The sequence below is a fragment of the Paraburkholderia sp. BR14312 genome (assembly GCF_040948675.1).
In the GTDB taxonomy this organism is placed as follows: domain Bacteria; phylum Pseudomonadota; class Gammaproteobacteria; order Burkholderiales; family Burkholderiaceae; genus Paraburkholderia; species Paraburkholderia nodosa_A.
This window is the reverse complement of the sequence record NZ_JBFPKI010000003.1, coordinates 526199-544806: the sequence shown is the minus strand read 5'-3', so window position 1 is coordinate 544806 and position 18608 is coordinate 526199. Positions and strand designations below refer to the sequence as shown.

General features: G+C 64.6%; 14 protein-coding genes. 10 read left to right on the top strand and 4 right to left on the bottom strand.

Annotated elements, in window-relative coordinates; all coding sequences use genetic code 11:
• Positions 1–130: 130 nt before the first annotated feature.
• Complete coding sequence (locus tag AB3X98_RS11680; protein WP_368606753.1) at positions 131–706, top strand: cob(I)yrinic acid a,c-diamide adenosyltransferase; 576 nt, start codon at positions 131–133, stop codon at positions 704–706.
• A gap of 261 nt (positions 707–967) precedes the next feature.
• Entirely contained in the window at positions 968–2170 is a 1203-nt protein-coding gene (gene hmpA / locus AB3X98_RS11675; RefSeq protein WP_069267812.1) for an NO-inducible flavohemoprotein, read from the top strand.
• A gap of 119 nt (positions 2171–2289) precedes the next feature.
• Here hmpA and AB3X98_RS11670 read toward each other — a convergent pair whose 3' ends face one another.
• The 3 genes from AB3X98_RS11670 to AB3X98_RS11660 form a co-directional block, all read right to left on the bottom strand.
• A complete protein-coding gene (locus AB3X98_RS11670; protein ID WP_069267811.1) occupies positions 2290–3294 on the bottom strand; it encodes a GlxA family transcriptional regulator in 1005 nt (334 codons plus the stop codon).
• A gap of 321 nt (positions 3295–3615) precedes the next feature.
• Positions 3616–4068 carry a GDP-mannose mannosyl hydrolase gene (locus AB3X98_RS11665; RefSeq protein WP_342947678.1) on the bottom strand — a complete coding sequence of 151 codons (453 nt, stop codon included), beginning with the start codon at positions 4066–4068 and terminating at the stop codon, positions 3616–3618.
• A 190-nt stretch (positions 4069–4258) separates the two neighbouring features.
• Complete coding sequence (locus AB3X98_RS11660; protein ID WP_368610248.1) at positions 4259–6184, bottom strand: hypothetical protein; 1926 nt, start codon at positions 6182–6184, stop codon at positions 4259–4261.
• Between the two features lie 661 nt (positions 6185–6845).
• On the opposite strand from AB3X98_RS11660, the gene AB3X98_RS11655 reads away from it, so the two are divergent.
• The 7 genes from AB3X98_RS11655 to AB3X98_RS11625 all read left to right on the top strand — a co-directional run bounded on the left by AB3X98_RS11655 (position 6846) and on the right by AB3X98_RS11625 (position 16931).
• Positions 6846–7850, top strand: coding sequence for a GlxA family transcriptional regulator (locus tag AB3X98_RS11655; RefSeq protein WP_028202002.1), 1005 nt, complete (start codon positions 6846–6848; stop codon positions 7848–7850).
• 89 nt (positions 7851–7939) lie between these two features.
• Entirely contained in the window at positions 7940–9475 is a 1536-nt protein-coding gene (locus tag AB3X98_RS11650; RefSeq protein WP_368606751.1) for a mannose-1-phosphate guanylyltransferase/mannose-6-phosphate isomerase, read from the top strand.
• A gap of 43 nt (positions 9476–9518) precedes the next feature.
• Positions 9519–10910, top strand: coding sequence for an undecaprenyl-phosphate glucose phosphotransferase (locus tag AB3X98_RS11645; protein WP_069267807.1), 1392 nt, complete (start codon positions 9519–9521; stop codon positions 10908–10910).
• 62 nt (positions 10911–10972) lie between these two features.
• Positions 10973–13204: a polysaccharide biosynthesis tyrosine autokinase gene (locus AB3X98_RS11640; protein ID WP_069267806.1), complete on the top strand. Its 2232-nt coding sequence runs from the start codon at positions 10973–10975 to the stop codon at positions 13202–13204.
• Positions 13205–13302: 98 nt separating this feature from the next.
• Positions 13303–14421 carry a GDP-mannose 4,6-dehydratase gene (gmd, locus tag AB3X98_RS11635; RefSeq protein ID WP_342947976.1) on the top strand — a complete coding sequence of 373 codons (1119 nt, stop codon included), beginning with the start codon at positions 13303–13305 and terminating at the stop codon, positions 14419–14421.
• Positions 14422–14425: 4 nt separating this feature from the next.
• On the top strand, positions 14426–15385 hold the full coding sequence (locus AB3X98_RS11630; protein WP_342947682.1) for a GDP-L-fucose synthase: 960 nt from the start codon (positions 14426–14428) through the stop codon (positions 15383–15385).
• Positions 15386–15563: 178 nt separating this feature from the next.
• Entirely contained in the window at positions 15564–16931 is a 1368-nt protein-coding gene (locus tag AB3X98_RS11625) for a glycosyltransferase WbuB (protein WP_368606750.1), read from the top strand.
• A gap of 62 nt (positions 16932–16993) precedes the next feature.
• Here the strand turns inward: AB3X98_RS11625 and AB3X98_RS11620 are convergent, their stop codons facing one another.
• A complete protein-coding gene (locus AB3X98_RS11620) occupies positions 16994–17650 on the bottom strand; it encodes a hypothetical protein (RefSeq protein WP_368606749.1) in 657 nt (218 codons plus the stop codon).
• 225 nt (positions 17651–17875) lie between these two features.
• On the opposite strand from AB3X98_RS11620, the gene AB3X98_RS11615 reads away from it, so the two are divergent.
• On the top strand, positions 17876–18577 hold the full coding sequence (locus AB3X98_RS11615; protein WP_342947685.1) for a putative colanic acid biosynthesis acetyltransferase: 702 nt from the start codon (positions 17876–17878) through the stop codon (positions 18575–18577).
• Positions 18578–18608: the final 31 nt, after the last annotated feature.

Below are 18608 nucleotides of genomic sequence, written 5' to 3'. Positions count from 1 at the left end.
CGCAAAGCCGCGCTCCGTATGCTGCAGTGCACGAAACCTATAATGGGGCCGGCAGGTGTGGACGCCGTACCCGGCGCCGGGTGCGCGTGATGCGCGACCTGCGCGAATTTACAGCTTTGGAGAGCACCAGATGGGCAATCGCCTGAGCAAGATTGCAACGCGCACCGGCGACGACGGTTCGACCGGCCTCGGCGACGGCAGCCGCGTACGCAAGGACGACGCGCGCATCGTCGCGATCGGCGACGTCGATGAGCTGAACTCGCAGATCGGCGTGTTGCTGTGCGAAACGCTCCCCGATGATGTGCGCGGGGCGCTCGTCGCAATCCAGCACGACCTGTTCGATCTCGGCGGGGAGCTGTGCATGCCGGGCCACACGCTCGTGACCGACGAACACCTCGCGCGGCTCGATGGCTGGCTCGAGCACTACAACGCCACGCTGTCGCCGCTCAAGGAATTCATTCTCCCCGGCGGCTCGCGGGCGGCGGCGCTCGCGCACGTGTGCCGCACCGTGTGCCGGCGCGCCGAGCGCGCGGTGGTCGCAGTGGGCGCGTCGGCGAACTCGGGTCCGCTGCTCGCCGATACGCCTCGCCGCTACGTCAACCGGCTCTCCGACCTGCTCTTCGTGCTCGCGCGCGTGCTCAACCGGGCCGCGGGCGGCAGCGACGTGCTCTGGCGGCACGACCGGGGCGCGGGCAAGCGCGAGTAAGGCATAAAAGGGCGCGAGCGCGCGGCGCCGTCCGGCCGACGTGCGCTCCGAGGTGGCGTCTAGCGTCCAACCGCACCGCCATCGTCCGAAAAAGACTGTTTCCCGCACCGCAAAAACCCCGCCGAAGCGGGCTCCACGGCCATGCGCCGCGCGTCCCGGGCGACCGCAGTCGGGAAATTGCTGGGTGCGACAAAATGCCTGGGTCGGGCTGTCGCATTAAAGATGTATCGTGTGTGCATCTTTACCACGGAGAAGCCGTAAATGACTGCGCTCACCGCCGACCAGATGGCCCGCGTGAAGGCCACTGCGCCTGTTTTCGCCGAGCACGGCGCCACGATCACCAAGCATTTCTACAAGCGGATGTTCGCCGCGCACCCCGAGCTCAAGAACATCTTCAACCAGACGCATCAGCAAAGCGGCAGCCAGCCCGAAACGCTCGCCCGCGCGGTGTACGCGTACGCGGCGAACATTGACAATCTGGGCGCGCTCGGCGGCGCGGTCACGCACATCGCGCACAAGCATGCGAGCCTGAACATCCGTCCGGAGCACTATCCGATCGTCGGCCGCCATCTGCTCGGCGCAGTCGTGGACGTGCTCGGCGACGCCGTGGACCAGCCCACACTCGACGCCTGGGCCGTGGCCTACGAGCAGCTCGCGAACATCATGATCGGCACCGAGGCGAAGCTGTACGAAGGGGCTTCGTGGAGCGGCTTCCGTCCGTTCAAGGTGATGCGCAAGCAAGTCGAAAGCGACGAGATCACCTCGTTCTATCTCGCGCCGGCCGACGGTGCATCGGCAGGCGGCTTCGAGCCGGGCCAGTATGTGAGCGTCACGCGCTTCGTCGACAAGCTCGGCGTGGACCAGCCGCGTCAGTACAGCCTCTCGGACGCGCCGCACGGCAAATGGCTGCGCATCTCGGTGAAGCGGGAGGCTGGCCGCGGCGAAGCGCAGCCGGGCCACGTATCGAACCTCATGCATGACGGCGTGGAAGAAGGCGCGGTGGTGCACGTGAGCGCGCCGATGGGCGAGTTCACGCTCGATCGCAAGAAGACGTCGCCGGTCGTGCTGATGAGCGGCGGTGTGGGCATTACGCCGATGAAGTCGATGCTCTCCACGCTGATCGCCGAGCGTAGCGAGCGCAAGGTGACCTTCGTGCACGCATGCCGTAACGCGAAGGTGCACGCATTCCGCGACTTTCTGCGTCACGCGGTCTGCGAGTACCCGAACGTCAAGCGTGCCGTGTTCTACGAAGAAGTCGGTACAAACGACCGCCAGGGCGTTGACTACGACTTCGAAGGGCGCATCGATATCGGCCGCATCGAAGCGGATGCGTTGCTGCCCGACGCCGATTACTACCTGTGCGGCCCCGTGGCATTCATGCGCGAACAGCGCGAGGCGCTGATTGCCCGCGGCGTCGATGCTTCGCGTATCCACACGGAGATTTTCGGCTCCGGCATGCTGTAACGTTGCACACGAGGCGTGCCGAAATTACACGCTGAGTACGCCGAATGAAAAAGACGCCGCGCGTAAGCGCGGCGTTTTGCGTATGCAGCGGTAAAACATGTATCGAATTGCGACCGGGATCACTCACCCGAAGCCCGCCGGTTCACGGCGCGATACCCCGATGGCGAAATCGAGAGCCTGCGTCGGAAGATCCGCGCAAGACGCTCGCCGCGCGGCACGCCGCAGCGTTGCGCGATCTCGTCGATGGGAAGATTGGTTTGCGCGAGCAGGAGGCAACTGGCATCGAGCCGGGTACGCAGCAAATATTCGGACGGCGTGAGTCCCGTTTGCGTCTTGAAGTGGCGCAGGAAGTTTCGCATGCTCATCTGCGCGACGCGCGCCGCATCGGCCACCGAAATCGGCTGATGGTAGTTCTCGCGCAGCCAGTGCGCAGCCGAACTGATCTTGCCGTTCGCGCTGTCCGCTTCGCCATCGTCGAGCATGGGGCCGAGCCGCTCCCACGAGCCCGGCATCGAGTCCTCGGAGACGCGCTGCGCGAGCGCCACGCCGTGATTGCGCTTGACCACCTTGAGCGCGGCGACGAGCGCCTCGGAAGGCGTCACGACAGAAGCGCCGGCGTTGCGCGCTTCCAGCGCCCGGCGTAGCCGCTGCGCCGAGCTTGCCGTATTGCCGCCCGTGCGCAGGAAGGGCACATCGGCGGCGGCGAGTACGGCGCGTCCCTCGCCGAGTGCGCGGATGATGCGCACTTTCGGTGCGAGCATCTGCAGCCGCGTGATGAGCCGCGCGTTGTCGCGCGCTTGCATCGCACCAGGGCCGCCGGCGATAAACAGTGTGTCGAAGCCGCTGCGCAGCGGGCCATGCAGGCTCTCGGACCATATCCGCAGGCCGCAGCCGCTGGCCACGTTGCCGCCAGGCTCGGAAAGCATGACGATCGAATAAGCAGGAAGCGTGTCGGCGCAGGCATCGTTCGCGAGACGAAACACATCGGCGAGCAAGGTCACATCCCCGAGCGGGAAGCCCTCGAAAACCAGGATGCCGATGCGTTTGGCCACGGGTCCGAACTTCAAGTGAGCGCCGCGCGGCTGGAAAGCGGCTTGCCGGCAGACCACCCTGTCGATGTACATGGCCGGTTCCTCGCGCAGAAAGGATTCGCAGGAGTACGTTGCGCTTTTGCGCCGCGTGCCCTGTTCCGGCTGAGTGGGGCTGTTACATGCGGTCACATCACGCTCTCGGGATTCATGATAGGCCCGTGGGGTGCTGACGCACGTCGCAGTCTGAAAATGCCGAGAACTTGGCAGAATGGCTCGATATGGTGGGCAAGGCGGAGCGGTCCTGGCGCGGCGTTGCACCGGGCTCCGCGGGCACATGCAAGCGTGCGGCGTGAGCTTGATGAAAGCCGCGTGGACCATGCATGAGACGCGCGTGTGCCTGCCAGTTGGCCGTTTTCAACAGAAATATTGTTTCGTATTGTTGTGCACGTCGGCGCGCGTGAGTAGCTCTTCGGGCCAGAGCCAAGCGTACTGGCTATGCTGGTCGAAGCGCCCAACGGGTACCGTGCTATCCAGCATGAACGCATAGGCAAGCACCACATAGTGCGTGCCGATGCCGTTCTCCGCCGCGAAGTTGTCGGGATAGTGGTGTTCGTATACGCCGACGAAGCGAGCTGCGGAGCGTTGCATGCTCGCAATGCCGAGTTCCGTTTCGACGATGCGGGTGAATGCAGCGTCCAGCCGTTCGTCCTTGCGGATGCGTCCGCCCGGAACGAACCAGGTGCCGCGTGCGGGGCGGTTGCGACGCTGGCCCACAAGCACGCGGCCGTCGGCGTCGGCGACGATCAGGTCCATCGCGATGAGCGGTGCGAGCCGCACCACCTCCAGGAATTCTGTAGGCGACAGCATGGACGAGCGTATCCGCGGGGTGTCGGTCGTTTCGATTAGATGGTCCGAAGCGCAGTCGCTGCGCACACGGCGCGTGTGAAGCACGCGGCACGTTCATGAGCAGTCTAGGCGGCTCAAAAACGCGTTGCACTGTCCAGAGCCGCCTAAGTCTCGCTATCGTGGGCCAAGATGCGAGCCCTGGCCCTCGCCCTCAAGGCTTCGGCGCGACATAGCCCGCGGGCGTGACGGCATTCGATCTGGCGATCTCGGCGTTGTCCGACACTACGTATACAGGCGATTCGGTCAGGCGCAGCGGGAGCATGCCGTCGTTGTAAGTCATGGTGGTCGGGTTCCCCATCATGTCGAACACGCTTACCTTGCCCGAGCGCCCGCGCGCGTCCACCTGAAGCGTGTAGTTCGTCGCGCGCGTCGCGTCGTACCCGGCCTTCGCGCTCCAGCGCGCGTTGTCGTGGCTCCACAGCGCCGTGATTACCTTGCCGCCGCCCGGACGCGCGAACGCGTAGGCGTAAACGCCTGCGGGCGTGCCCCGCAACGGCCCGAGTGTATACGTACCGTCGATCAGCCGCGTCATGGTCGCGACCGCGAGCGCGGCCGGCTTCGGGCTGATGTTCGAGGCGCCGTACATGCCCTTCGGATGCTCGAGTTCGAAAAACACGCCGTAGCCGGGTGTCGTCTCTGGCATGTCCGCGCCATAGAAGATGAACGTCGTGTCCGCGCCTTCGCCCAGGAGGATCAGATGCGAGCGCGCGACGACTGCGCCCTGCGCGTAGAGCGTTTGTGCGTCGGGATAGTTCGCTGCGTAATTCGTACCGATGTCGTAACTAATACCCGTTTCGGTCACGACGAGCGGGGCGCCCGGCTTGAGCAGGTCGCGCATCGTCGTGCGCAGTTCGCGCATGGCTTCGGGTAGCGAAAGCGTGCCTTTTTCGGGGGCGCCATACAGACGCTCCGGCGGATGCGAAGGGCTAGTGCCGAAATCGTAGTAGCCGTGGATCGTCACGCCATCGAGATATTTAGCAATCCCAAGCGGTGCGAACTTCTTGAGCCACTCGGTGTTGCCCTGCACGCCTGCATAGGTCGGGCCCATCACGATCGCCGCCGGGTCGGTGGCGTGTATGCCCTCATAGACGGTCTTGTAGAGATCGACGAAATGCGCGTCCGTATCTTTCCATGGCAGTCCGCCGTCCTTGTCGGGCTCCCACGTGACCTGATAGTAGTCGTGCGTCTGGCGCGGGAAGACGCGTGCCCGGATGCGCGCGGACTCCGCGCCTACGCGCGACATGTATTCGCGCAACTGGGGTAAGGACGAAGGCACGTAGCTGTGGGTCTCTTCGCCGTTCGGACTCGCCCACCCGGGAAAGCCGTCGAGCGTGATCAACCGCATGATGTCGCCGGGCTTGAACTGTAGATCGAGCTGGGGGGAGGCCGCGTCGAACGTATTCGGACCTTTGGGCTCCATGACGTACCAGCCCCGCTTGTCGTTGGCCCACGCCAAACCGAGGTCGGTGTAGAGCGGCCGCAGGCCATCACCGCCGCAGCAGTGCTGTCCGGGCGCGATATATGCTGAGCCTTGGCCACCGAAGCGGTGCAGGTCCTGGCGCGCGAAGGTGGGTGCGGGAAGTGCTGCACTCACGTCGGGCAGCAGGCCGAACGTGGTGATTCCGGCCGGCCGGGTGCCGCGCTGGGGCAAACCCGTAGAGGGCTGCGAAGCCAGCGACGCCGAAAACGCGAAGTAGCCCGCCTGCGGCAGCGTGCAGGTGAGCGACGTGACGCGTGGGCCGGCTGCCACCGTGAAGTTGCCGCTTGCTTGCGGGCGGCTCCAGGTATCCGTGATCTGCCATTGCACCTTGTCGTCGCCCGTCGCGCGTGTGGTCACATCGATACGCACGCTCTTGCCGCGGGGAAAGAGGCGTGTGCCGTCGCTGCCGGGTGTATCGGCGGAGATGGGATCGTCGCCTGTGTCTGTTGCGATGCGGCTGGCCGCGCTCCTGCAAACGGGCGCGTCGGCGGCGCGACAACTCAGCACCGGGAGCAGCACGCCGAGGACGCTAAGCACGAGCGTGGCGGCCGGCACCCATGAAAAAGCGCGCGATCCGCGCGCCGGAGGAGGGTTCACAAGTGCAGATGCAAGGGCTGGTCGCAATGTCATTGGCAGGTTCCTCACAGCATGAAAGTGTAAGACTAGTTGTTCGAGCCAGTCATTTGACGCCAGCCTCCAGGCATTGTGCGCAATTTCTCCGGGAAGCGGCGCGACGGAGTTGTGCAGTGCTCGCGGAGCCCGATCATATAAAGCGGCTTTTTGTGAATTTTTTTATTGTGCGGCGCAAACAGGATTTAACGGGTTTAAAATGCGCCTGGCATGCTCGAAATCGGAACTCAAAGCTTCTTAAACATCATTTAATCAGACGAATAGACGCGCGGTCGTTAATTGCCCGTTTCGCTTCCATCCCATGCGTACGCATCGATCGGAAGGCGTCAAACGATTTTGTAGTAACAAAGGCGAATATACCTGCCTGTAACGGTTATCAGGCACTTTTGGCCAATTCGATGTAATCGAACCAATTGCCTTTCACGCAGTTTGCTTTTTGTCATTTGATTTGGCGCCCAACCATCTAATCGGTCCTCGACCGGACTAAATGCGCCAATGTCTCGCCAGTTTCGGTCAGTCATCGTTGCGGGAATTTTTCTCTGCCTATGATGCACTGCACATGGAATGCTATCGAAATGCTATTACCGGGACTTTTCGCTTGGTACGGGGGATTGTTTAGGGGAAAAGCATGGCGTACGCAAGTCTGGATTTGCCGTCGTTCAGTCGCCCGCATCTAGTCACCGCGGGCATCAGTCGAGAGGTGCGTCATATCGCAATTCTGCTGTTCGATGGTTGTTCGCTCCTCGGCGCCGGTATCGTGGCTGAAGTGTTTCATGTAGCGAACGAGCTCTCGACAGACACCGCTCGTAGTTCGCCTTACGATGTAAGCATCCTTTCGGCCGATGGCGGCAACGTGACGTGCTCGTCGTCGGTACGGGTCTGGACAGATGGACTCGATGCGCGCCACTACGTCGGTTTCGACGCGCTGTTCGTGGCGGGTGGAAAGGGTGCCTTCGCGGCCGCCAACGACGAACGTCTCGTCGCATGGTTGCGTCGCGTGCATGCGAATACCGGCACTATTCGTCCGATTGGTGAAGGCCGTTCACTGCTCGAAGCAGCGAGTCTGTGCGGCCAGCGCACGCAGCACGAGTTCGGCTCGTATGCGATGCAAACGGGACGCGAGGAAGCGGGCGGTGACGCCGGCGACCGGCTCGAGTCGATGAAGAGCGCGCTCACGCTGGTCAAGCGAGACCTGGGCGTGGATGTTGCGCGCGCGGTGACTGAGCGGCTCATGCCCGATTCGGGCGGCAACCTGTTGCCATTCCTCGGCGATGCGCTGGGTAGTGCGCCAGCTGACAAAGTGCGTGCAGCTGCGCGCTGGCTGCAGGAAAACTGTCAGCGGGCCATTTCGATAGCGGACGCTGCGCAGGTTGCCGCGATGAGCGAGCGTAACTTTCTGCGCCGCTTCAAGCTCGAGATGGGCATCACGCCATCTGATTACTTACTGCATGCGCGGCTTGCGATTACCTGCAGCCTGCTCACCGATTCGGAATTGCCGGTCGACAAGATCGCGCGCCGCACCGGCATGGGCAATGGCGATCGCCTCGCCAAGATCTTTCGCAAACGCATGATGATTTCGCCCACCGAATACCGCGAGCAAAGCCGCCGCGAGGCCGGCGTCGCTGTATCGTAACGCCGCGGTAACAACGGTCGCACTTCGTTACAAACGGGGTCGCTGTTCGCGAGCCGAGGTGATCCTGCCCGATATGAAGGAGTCCGAAGATGAATGAAAGGTCATCGATTCACGAAGGACAAAGTCAGGCCCGTGCGCAAAGCGAGCCGCATCCAGCGCGCGAAGACGCCACGCCTTGCACGCGCATCGTGCCCGTGGTACTGGCGGGCGGTTCCGGTACGCGTTTGTGGCCGATGTCGCGCGAACAATTCCCTAAGCAGCTAATTGGTGTGGTGGGCAGCGACACGCTGCTCCAGGCAACTGTGCATCGCCTCGACGGCTTTTCGTCAGAGTGGGAGGTCTCGAGTTCGCCAATCGTCGTATGTGGTGAAGAACATCGCTTCGTGATCATCGATCAGTTGCGTGCATGTGGCATGGACGCGCGGCTCGTGGTCGAGCCGGCGCGGCGCGACACGGCGCCGGCGCTCACGCTCGGTGCGGCGCTTGCATGCGCAAACGGTGACGACGCGATTCTCATCGTGATGCCGTCGGACCATGCGATTGCCGACGTGGACGCCCTGCAGCGCGCGCTCGAATGCGCAGCGCGCAACGCGCAGCGCGGCGCGATCGTCACGCTGGGCGTGCCGCCGCGTTCGCCTGAAACGGGGTTTGGTTACATCCGCGTTGGCGAGGCGCTCGCCGACGGCGCGCATCGTATCGACGGTTTCGTCGAAAAGCCCGCGCCGGAACTCGCTACGCAGTACATCGCGCAGGGCGGCTACTGGTGGAACAGCGGCATCTTTGTGATGCGTGCGAGCGTGTGGCTCGATTCGCTGCGCGCGCTGCAGCCCGATATGCATGCGGCGTGCCTTGCCGCGTTCGTCGATGGCCAGCAAGACGGCCCTGCGTTCCGACCGGCCGCCGATGCCTTCAAGCGTGCCCCGTCCGACTCGATCGACTACGCGGTCATGGAGCGGCTGTCGGCCAGCAACGGCTGGACGCCCGAGGGCGTCGTGGTCGCGCTCGACGCGGGCTGGTCCGACCTCGGCTCGTGGGACGCCGTATGGGCGGCAATGGAAAAGGACGAAGACGGCAACGTCGGACGCGGGCGCGTGGTATTCGAAGGAGCGGTCGCGACTTACGCGCACTCCGACGGCAGGCTCGTGGCTTGCGTGGGCACGTCCAACCTCGTGGTGGTCGAAACGGCAGATGCGGTGCTCGTCGCCGACCGCTCGAAGGTGCAGGACGTGAAGGGGCTCGTTGCACGAATCAAGGCGGAACACGCGCCCGAGGCGGCGTCGCATCGCAAGGTGCAACGTCCGTGGGGCTTTTACGATTCGATCGATTCGGGGGAGCGCTTCCAGGTCAAGCGCATCGTCGTCACGCCGGGCGCACGGCTCTCGCTGCAACTGCATCACCATCGCGCCGAGCACTGGACGGTCGTGCGTGGCACCGCGCTCGTCACTCGTGGTGAGGAATCCTTTCTTATGACGGAAAACGAGTCCACTTACATTCCGCTCGGTGTGCGTCACCGGCTGGAAAACCCGGGCAAGGTGCCGCTCGAAATCATCGAGGTGCAGTCGGGAGCGTATCTGGGAGAGGACGACATCGTTCGTCTCGACGATACGTACGGCCGCTGCGGTTGAGGCTGGCGGCACGGCTTGCAGGGAGAGAAAAAAGGGAGAAAGCATGCGCGAGCTACAAAACTTGATGGCGAGAGTGCTCGACGTATCTGCCGTAATGATCGGCGCGAGCGTGGCTTCGGAGATCCGCTTCGAAGATATCGTGCCGCGTGGCGTGAACGAAGCTTTCGTGCTGCTTTCCGCAGCCTTCGCGCTCGTGATCTTTCCGGCGTTCGAGCTTTACCAGTCGTGGCGCGGCCGCTCCAAAGCGTTGCTCGCGGGTCAGGTGTCGCTTGCCTGGCTCGTGGTGCAGGGTTGCGCACTGATCTCGATGTACTCGACGATGCACCATGTCGATGTCGTTTCGCGTCTGTGGTTCGCTTACTGGACTGCGCTTGCAGGCGGCTTGCTCATTACGTGGCGAGTTTTCGCGCACGGTGTGCTTGCGCACATGCGGCGCGCGGGCATGAACCTTCATCAGGTCGCCATTGCAGGTTCCGCGTCGCAGTGCGACGAGATTGTGCGGCGCATCGATGCGGAGCCGGGCTCCGGTTTTCGCGCGAGCGCGCTCTACAACACGATGCCGCAATCGGCGCGACCCGCGAGCGAGAAATACGCGCAGGTGTGCGAGACGATCGAGGCGTTTGCGCAGCACATCCGTGAGCATGACGTGCACGAATTGTGGCTCGCCCTTTCGCTTGCGGAGGAGCGCACGGTGGTGCGGCTCGTCAGCGAGTTTCGCAACGACCTCGTGAACATCCGCTTCATTCCGGATGTGCGCTCGCTGGCGCTGTTCGATACCAGTACGGTGATCGAGTTGCTCGGCGTGCCGGCGATCAACCTCGTTGCCTCGCCGCTGCCCGCGAGCGCGCAGTTCAAGAAGGCGTTGTTCGACCGCGTGTTCGCGGCGCTTGCGCTCGTGAGCCTCATGCCGCTTCTCATCGGCATTGCCATTGCGGTGAAGTGTTCCTCGCCGGGGCCGGTGCTGTTCAGGCAGCGACGCAAGGGCGCCGATGGCCGCGTGTTCACGATCTACAAGTTCCGTACGATGCGCGAGCACAAGGAGGCGCCCGGGACGGTGAGTCAGGCGACGCGCCACGACCCGCGCGTGACACGTCTCGGAGCGCTCCTGCGCCGCACGAGCCTCGATGAATTGCCGCAGTTCTACAACGTGTTGCGCGGCGACATGTCGGTGGTCGGACCCCGCCCGCATGCGCTCGAGCACGACGATCTCTATCAGAGCGTGGTGAAGGGTTACATCCATCGCTATCGCATCAAGCCCGGCATTACCGGCTGGGCACAGGTCAACGGATTTCGCGGCGAGACCGATCGCCTCGAAAAGATGGAAATGCGCGTAGCGCACGATCTTTATTACCTTGGCCATTGGTCGTTCTGGCTCGACATGCGCATCATCGCGGCCACGATCATTCACGGTCTGGTTGGCCGCAACGCGTATTGAGCGCAGCGGCGCATTCGAGCAAGCATCACCAGCAAGCAACACCAGGTTTCGGGAGAAGCAAGATGGCGATGAATTATGACGGCGCTTACTATGGCGCAGCAGGCGCCGACGAGCGATACCTAGGCGATTACCTGCAAACGATGGTGGCGAACTGGCGCGCCATCGCGATCGTGACGCTTGCCGTCACGCTGCTCGGCGCAGCCTATGCGTTTCTCGCCACGCCGACCTATCGGGCCGACGTGCTGTTCCACCTCGTCGACAAGGGCGACGCCAGCAAGAAGGAAAGCAGCCTGCCGCCGCTCACGGGCATGTTCGACGAGAAGTCGACCGCGAACGGCGTGATCGAAATGCTGAAGTCGCGCAACGTGACCGAGGAAACGGTGCGCAAACTGCACCTCGATATTTCGGCGCGGCCGCGCGAAATGCCCGTGATCGGCGGCATGCTCTCGGGCATCATGAGTGCGCCCTGGGCGCAGCACTTGCCCGGGTTCCTTCGGCCATCCGGCTATGCCTGGGGCGGCGGCGACATCAAGGTGTCGCGCTTCGATACGCCCGAGGCGATGTATGAGCGCGACTTCACGATCGTCGCCGGCGAAGAGCCCGGCACCTTCACGCTGCGCGACCCCGACGGCATTCCGCTCCTGCAGGGCCGCGTGGGCGAGGACGTGAGCGCGAACACGTCGGTCGGGCCGATCGCGCTGCACGTCGACAGTTTGAGCGGGCCGCCCGGAACGCCTTTCCTGCTCACGCGCGCCTCGACGCTCACCACTGTCGACCGGCTGGAGAATTCGCTGCAGATCCAGGAGGTCGGGCTGCAGTCCGGTGTGATCCGCGCGAGTCTCGAAGGCCACAACAGCAAGACGACGGCTGCGATCCTCAACAACGTGGCGCACGAGTTCATCAAGCAGGACATCGCGAGCCGTTCAGCGGAAGCGGAACACATGCTCGCGTTCCTCGACGATCAGCTGCCGCAATTGCGCTCGCAGGTCGATGCCGCCGAGCAGAAGTACAACAAGTTCCGTAACGAGCACGGCACCGTCGATCTCGGCGAAGAAAGCCGGCTGCTGCTCCAGCAGGTGAGCGACAACAAGATCCGTCTCGAAGACTTGCGGCAGCAACGCGCGGAACTCGCGCAGCGTTTCACCGAGCATCACCCGGCCGTTCAGGCGCTCGATGCGCAGATCGGCACGCTGCAAGCCGCACAGTCGCAACTCACGCGTAATGTGGCGCAACTGCCGGATACGGAACAGTCCGCCGTGCGGCTCTTGCGCGACGTGCATGTGAGTACGGAGCTTTACACGAGCCTCCTGAACAGCGCCCAGCAACTGCGTGTGGCGCGCGCGGGCCAGGTGGGCGACGTGCGCGTGGTCGATTTCGCCGAACCACCGGATGATCCCGTGCGTCCGAAGAAGCTGCTCGTGATCGCGATCGCGATCGGTGCGGGGCTCGTGCTGGGCGTGCTCGTCGCGTTCGTGCGCAAGTCGCTGTACGGCGGTGTGGAGCGTCCGGACGAGCTCGAAGCCGCGCTTGGCGTGCCGGTCTTCGCCGTGGTGCCGCGCAGTCCGCAGCAGTTGCGGTTGCAGCATCACGTGTCGTCGCGCCGGCGCGGACTGCACGTGCTCGCGCAGCAGAATCCGCAAGACGTCGCGGTGGAAGGCGTGCGCAGCCTGCGGACTTCGCTGCAGCTCACGCTCAACGACGCGCGCAACAACATCGTGATGCTTACGGGCTCACGGCCCGACATCGGCAAATCATTCCTCTCGGTCAATCTCTCCGCGCTGGTCGCCTCAGTGAACAAGCGCGTGCTGATCGTCGACGGCGACATGCGGCGTGGCGACGTGCACTCGCACTTCGGCATCGTGCACCAGCCGGGTCTCTCCGACGTGTTGCTCGGCGCCGATCTGGACCAGGCGATCCAGCACGAGGTGCTGCCCGGGCTCGACGTGCTCGCCAAGGGCTCGCTGCATTCGCATCCGTCCGAACTGTTGATGAGCCCACGCTTCGAGTCGCTGCTCGAAGAACTGGGGGCGCGGTATGACCTCGTGATCGTCGACACGCCGCCGGTGCTCGCGGTGACCGACTCGACGGTCATCGGGCGCTACGCGGGTACGACACTTCTCGCAATCCGCCATGGCCGCCACCCGATTTCGGAGCTCGAGGAAACGGTCAAGCGCCTGCGCATCGGCGGCGTGAATCTGCGTGGCGTGCTGCTCACCGACGTGCCGAAGACGGGCGCGTTCATCGGCGGCGGGTATCGCGGCGGTTACTACGGTTACGAAAGCATTGCAGGGTAGCAGCAGGTTGGCAGGAGATCCGCGGCCGGCCGGGGGGCCGCCGCGGATAGTGGAACCACCGAATCCCATTTCGCTCACGCGAGGAGAGAACGATGGCGATGGCTCGCAAGGTTGCGTTGATCACCGGTATCACCGGTCAGGACGGTTCGTATCTGGCAGAACTGCTATTGAACAAAGGCTACGAAGTGCACGGCATCAAGCGGCGCTCGTCGCTCTTCAACACGGACCGCATCGATCACCTGTATCGCGACGTGCACGACCCGGAACCCGGCATTCAGCTGCATCACGGCGAGCTGACCGATTCCACGGCCTTGCTGCGCGTGATCCAGCGCGTTGCACCCGATGAAATCTACAACCTCGCTGCGCAAAGCCATGTGGCGGTGTCGTTCGAGGAACCCGAGTACACCGCGAACGCGGATGGCCTCGGCACGCTGCGCATTCTGGAGGCCATCCGCATTCTCGGCCTCACGCAGAAAACGCGCTTTTATCAGGCATCGACCTCCGAGCTGTACGGGCTCGTGCAGGAAGTGCCCCAGCGCGAGACCACGCCGTTCTATCCGCGCAGTCCCTATGCGGTGGCGAAGCTGTTCGCGTACTGGACCACGGTCAATTATCGCGAGGCGCACGGCATCTACGCGTGTAACGGCATCCTCTTCAATCACGAGTCGCCGCAGCGTGGCGAGACGTTCGTGACGCGCAAGATCACGCGCGCCATCGCGCGCATCGCGGTCGGCCTGCAGAAGATGCTGTATCTCGGCAACCTCTCCGCCATGCGCGACTGGGGCCACGCACGCGACTACGTCGACATGCAGTGGCGCATGCTCCAGCAGGAGCAGCCCGAGGACTTCGTGATTGCAACGGGTGTGCAGTACAGCGTGCGCGACTTCGTGCGCGCGGCGGCTGAGGAGCTGGGCATCACCGTGCGTTTCGAGGGCAGCGGCGTGGACGAGGTCGGCATTGTCGACCATGTGGAATCGCGCGACATCCGCCTCGAACCGGGCGACGTAATTGTGCGCGTGGATCCTCGCTATTTCCGCCCGACCGAGGTCGAGACGCTGCTCGGCGACGCCTCGAAAGCCCAGGAGAAGCTGGGCTGGAAGCCGGTTACCACGTTCCAGGCGCTCGTCAAGGAAATGGTGCGCGCCGACTATCAGGCTGCCCGGCGCGACGCACTCGTCACGCTGGCCGGTTTCAGGGCCCTCGAACATCACGAGTGAACGCATGGACAAGAACTCCCGAATCTTCGTGGCTGGCCACCGGGGCATGGTGGGCTCGGCACTCGTGCGCGCGCTGCAGGCGAACGGCTACTGGAACCTCGTCACGCGCACACATGCCGAACTGGACCTCACGGACCAGGCCGCGGTCAACAGCTTCTTTGAAGGCGAGCACATCGACGCGGTGCTGCTCGCGGCCGCGCGCGTGGGCGGCATCCTCGCGAATTCGACGCAGCCCGCACAGTTCGCCTGGGACAATCTGGCGATCGAGACCAACGTGATCCGGGCCTCGTACAACGCGGGCGTGCAGCGCCTCGTGTTCTTCGGCTCGTCGTGCATTTATCCGCGCGAATGCCCGCAGCCGATCCGCGAAGACTATCTGCTCACTTCGCCGCTCGAGCCGACCAACGAGGCCTACGCGATCGCGAAGATCGCGGGCCTGAAGCTCTGCGAAGCGTACAACCGCCAGTACGGCACGCATTTCGTCTCGCTCATGCCGACCAACCTGTACGGCCCCAATGACAACTACGACCTCGGCAGCAGCCATGTGCTGCCCGCGCTGATCCGCAAGGCGCACGAGGCGCGCGGCAACGGCCAGCGCACGCTGACCGTCTGGGGTTCGGGCAGGCCGCGCCGCGAGTTCCTGCACGTCGACGATCTCGCCGATGCGACGATCTTCGTGCTCGAGCACGAGACCGGCGACGGGGTGTACAACGTCGGCGTCGGCGAGGACCTGTCGATCCGCGACCTCGCGCAGCGCGTGTGCGACGTGGTGGGCTTCGAAGGCGAACTGGTATTCGATTCGACCAAGCCCGACGGCACGCCGCGCAAGCTGCTCGACGTGTCGCGCCTGGGCGACCTGGGCTGGCACGCGCACATTGGCCTCCAGGAGGGGCTCGCCCGCACCTACGACGATTTTCTGCAAACTCATGCCGCGCCGGCGTACGAGGCGGGCATGCGGGCTTGATGTGACCTGACGGGACCGATGGCTTTTAAACAATCGGCTCGACAGGACGAAAGGGAATAGGCGTCTGGTTGGTGGTGGGCGTCGTGCGCGGACCGGATGCACGACGCCCGCTTTTTTTCGCTCGGCGCGCGAGACGATTAAAAGCGGCACACAGCAGTTCAGGGACGGAAGCAACGCAATGAGAATCCTGATCTACGGACTTAATTACGCGCCCGAAGTCACAGGCGTCGGCAAATACACAGCCGAAATGGCGGAGCTGCTCGCGGCGCACGGCCACGAGGTGCGCGTGATCTGCGCGCCGCCTTATTACCCGCAATGGCGCGTGCATGAAGGCTATCGCGCGGGGCGTTATCAACGCGAAACGTTGCGCGGCGTGGGCGTCTCGCGAGCGCCGCTGTGGGTGCCGACCCGGCAGGGCGGCTTCAAACGCATCGTGCATCTGGCGAGCTTCGCGCTCTCGTCGCTGCCGCTTCTCGCGCGCCTCGCGGCGTGGCGGCCCGAGGCGGTCATGCTGATCGTGCCGACGCTCTTCTGCGCGCCCGGCGCCCTCATGCTCGCACGTGCCGTCGGCGCGCGCAGCTGGCTGCATATTCAGGACTTCGAAGTCGATGCGGCATTCGACCTCGGGCTGCTGCGCGGCGGCCAGGGGTCGCGTCTCGGGCGCGCGGCCCTTGCCGGCGAACGCTGGCTGCTGCGGCGCTTCGACGTCGTCTCGTCGATTTCGGCGCGCATGGTCGAGCGCGCCATCGACAAGGGTGTGGACGCCGCGCGCGCCGTGTGCCTGCCGAACTGGGTCGACACCCAGACGATCTTCCCGCTGCCGTATCCGAGCGCGTTCCGGCGTCGCCTCGGTATCCCGCAGGACAACACCGTCGTCCTCTACTCGGGGAACATGGGGGCGAAGCAGGGCATCGAAATTCTCGCGGACGTCGCAACCGCGCTCGCCGCGCGGCCCGACATCAGCTTCGTGTTCTGCGGCGACGGCGCGGCCAAGCGCGAGCTGATGGCGCGTTGCGAGCCGCTCTCGAACTGTCATATGCTGCCGCTGCAGCCGTCTTCGATGCTCAACGAGCTGCTGAACGTGGCCGATATCCACGTGCTGCCGCAGCGCGCCGACGCTGCCGACCTCGTGATGCCCTCGAAACTCACCGGCATGCTCGCGAGCGGCCGTGCGGTGGTCGCCATGGCGCGGCCCGGCACGAGTCTCTTCGACGTGGTCTCGGACCACGGGATTGTGGTGCCGCCCGAGGATAGCGGGGCGCTCGCTGCGGCGATCGTCGATCTGGCCGGCGACCCCGCGCGCCGCGCCGAGCTTGGCCATGCCGCGCGTCGCTACGCGAAGCGCATGCTGTCACCGCAAGCGATCTTCGACGTGCTCGAAGCGAGGCTTGCCGGGCTGGCAGGTGAAGTCGCCGAGCCGCCGGCGGCCCAGACACAGGTCGAAGCGCAGACCGCGGCAAGTGGCGCTGCATCGGTGCAGCAACCTGCGCGTCAGGCAGGCAAAGGCGGATCGACGTTGCCGGAGGTCGAGCAGTCCGATGTATGAGCGACTGCGTCCAAGGCCGCGATGATGGTGGCCTTGGGCTGTCCCGGACCGCTAGCGGAGGCTTACCAGGGCGACTTGTAGAGTTCGGAGTTGGACTGGTCCGGCGACCCGTACGGGCTGCCATACGGATTGCCATAGACCTGCGCAGTTGGCGAGGTCTGGCTGGCGCCGTAGTCATAGCCAGCCGTCGAGCGGCCTTTCCCCGCAGGACCCCCCGCACCGGCCCCACCGGTGCTCCTCGCCACCGCATTGCCGGCGCGCGACATGCCGTTCGCGCCGATCCTGCTGTGGTTCGCGGCGCCCCTGCCGCCTGCGCTCGAAGTGCTGCTTCTGTCGCCCCTGCCACCGTTGGCGCTCACCGCGCTCGCCGCGTAATCGCCAGGCGTCACGACGTGCATGTGCTTTTCGTTCGTGAGCGCGTCTCGCGCGTCGTCTGGCGAAGCGCCATTGCTGCTGTAGGGGGTCACGCTGTACGGGTTGTCGGAAGTGCCCGGACCGCCGAGCAGGCGCTGTTCGTCTTGTTGCTGGCGCTGCACGGCGCCCGTGCGGGTGTCGCCCTGGCTGCCCTGGCGACTCTGGTCACTCGCGGTAGCGGGCGAGCCCCCGGCGCCGTACGGGGCGTTCTGCGCAAATGCCGCGTACGGCCACGCGGCGCACGCAGCTTGCAGCGCGGCGGCGAGTACATAAGGCGCAAATCGATGATGAGAAAAACTGGACATGGCATTGATCCCGCGCGCCGCGAACGATGCGGCGTCAAGCCTTCATGTTGCCTAGCGCGCGTCGCACCGCTGCGCCAAAACCCCTGCCGTGTCGGCCACGCGTATGAGGCGATGCGGTGGCCGCCCGATAATGAAATCGTGTCCTGATGCGTCCCGTTATGCGGGCCGCCAGGCGCAATCCGCAGGAAGCCAACAGGAACCGACCCGGATGGGCAAGGAGCGTTCATGACGGAAGCGGTCGAAGGTCTAGGGGCCCGCAAAGGGAACGTCGGCGCGGCCGGCCGTAGGGATGGAGCGGGCGAAGCGCCGCCCGCAGGCGTCGTACCGCCACAAGCCGCAAACGACGCGCGAGCCGCGGAAATCCGCGTGATCGATTTGAGTCGTGCGGGCAAGGGCAACTTCGTCGCGCGCCGGGGCAAGCTCGTGCAGGCCGCGTGGTATCTGGTCGAGGCCTGCGTGCTCGACAACCGTCTGCTGCCGCTCTCCGCGCTGCGCGTAGGCCTGCTGCGCCTGTTCGGCGCGAAGGTCGGCCAGGGCTGCCGCCTCGTCCATCCCATGCGCGTGAAGGCGCCGTGGAATCTGGAAATGGGCGACAACTGCTGGATCGGCGTGGACGTCTGGATCTACAACCAGGCGCCCATCCGCATCGGCTCGAACGTCTGCCTTTCGCAGGGCGCGTTTCTCAGCGCCGGCTCGCACGACATGCGCACGAACATGGACCTGCACGTCGCGCCGATCGTGATCGAGGACGGTGCGTGGGTCTCGTCGAAATGCGTGGTGCAGATGGGCGTGACGATCGGGCGCTCGGCGGTCGTGACGCCGCTCTCGGTCGTGCATCGTTCGCTGGAAGCCGGCGGCGTGTATGGCGGCAATCCGTGCCGCTTTATCCGCTGGCGTTTCGAGGAGGGCAAGCCGCCCAAGGCATAAGGGCCGCGCGAAGCTGGCTCGTTTCAAGCAG

What these genes read in the sequence shown, in the direction of transcription:
- AB3X98_RS11630 (WP_342947682.1), top strand. Translation starts at nt 14,426, where the DNA reads ATGGACAAGAACTCCCGAATCTTCGTGGCTGGCCACCGGGGCATGGTG.
- AB3X98_RS11670 (WP_069267811.1), bottom strand. Translation starts at nt 3,294, where the DNA reads ATGTACATCGACAGGGTGGTCTGCCGGCAAGCCGCTTTCCAGCCGCGC.
- AB3X98_RS11650 (WP_368606751.1), top strand. Translation starts at nt 7,940, where the DNA reads ATGAATGAAAGGTCATCGATTCACGAAGGACAAAGTCAGGCCCGTGCG.
- hmpA (WP_069267812.1), top strand. Translation starts at nt 968, where the DNA reads ATGACTGCGCTCACCGCCGACCAGATGGCCCGCGTGAAGGCCACTGCG.
- AB3X98_RS11655 (WP_028202002.1), top strand. Translation starts at nt 6,846, where the DNA reads ATGGCGTACGCAAGTCTGGATTTGCCGTCGTTCAGTCGCCCGCATCTA.
- AB3X98_RS11680 (WP_368606753.1), top strand. Translation starts at nt 131, where the DNA reads ATGGGCAATCGCCTGAGCAAGATTGCAACGCGCACCGGCGACGACGGT.
- AB3X98_RS11615 (WP_342947685.1), top strand. Translation starts at nt 17,876, where the DNA reads ATGACGGAAGCGGTCGAAGGTCTAGGGGCCCGCAAAGGGAACGTCGGC.
- AB3X98_RS11625 (WP_368606750.1), top strand. Translation starts at nt 15,564, where the DNA reads ATGAGAATCCTGATCTACGGACTTAATTACGCGCCCGAAGTCACAGGC.
- AB3X98_RS11620 (WP_368606749.1), bottom strand. Translation starts at nt 17,650, where the DNA reads ATGTCCAGTTTTTCTCATCATCGATTTGCGCCTTATGTACTCGCCGCC.
- gmd (WP_342947976.1), top strand. Translation starts at nt 13,303, where the DNA reads ATGGCTCGCAAGGTTGCGTTGATCACCGGTATCACCGGTCAGGACGGT.
- AB3X98_RS11665 (WP_342947678.1), bottom strand. Translation starts at nt 4,068, where the DNA reads ATGCTGTCGCCTACAGAATTCCTGGAGGTGGTGCGGCTCGCACCGCTC.
- AB3X98_RS11645 (WP_069267807.1), top strand. Translation starts at nt 9,519, where the DNA reads ATGCGCGAGCTACAAAACTTGATGGCGAGAGTGCTCGACGTATCTGCC.
- AB3X98_RS11640 (WP_069267806.1), top strand. Translation starts at nt 10,973, where the DNA reads ATGGCGATGAATTATGACGGCGCTTACTATGGCGCAGCAGGCGCCGAC.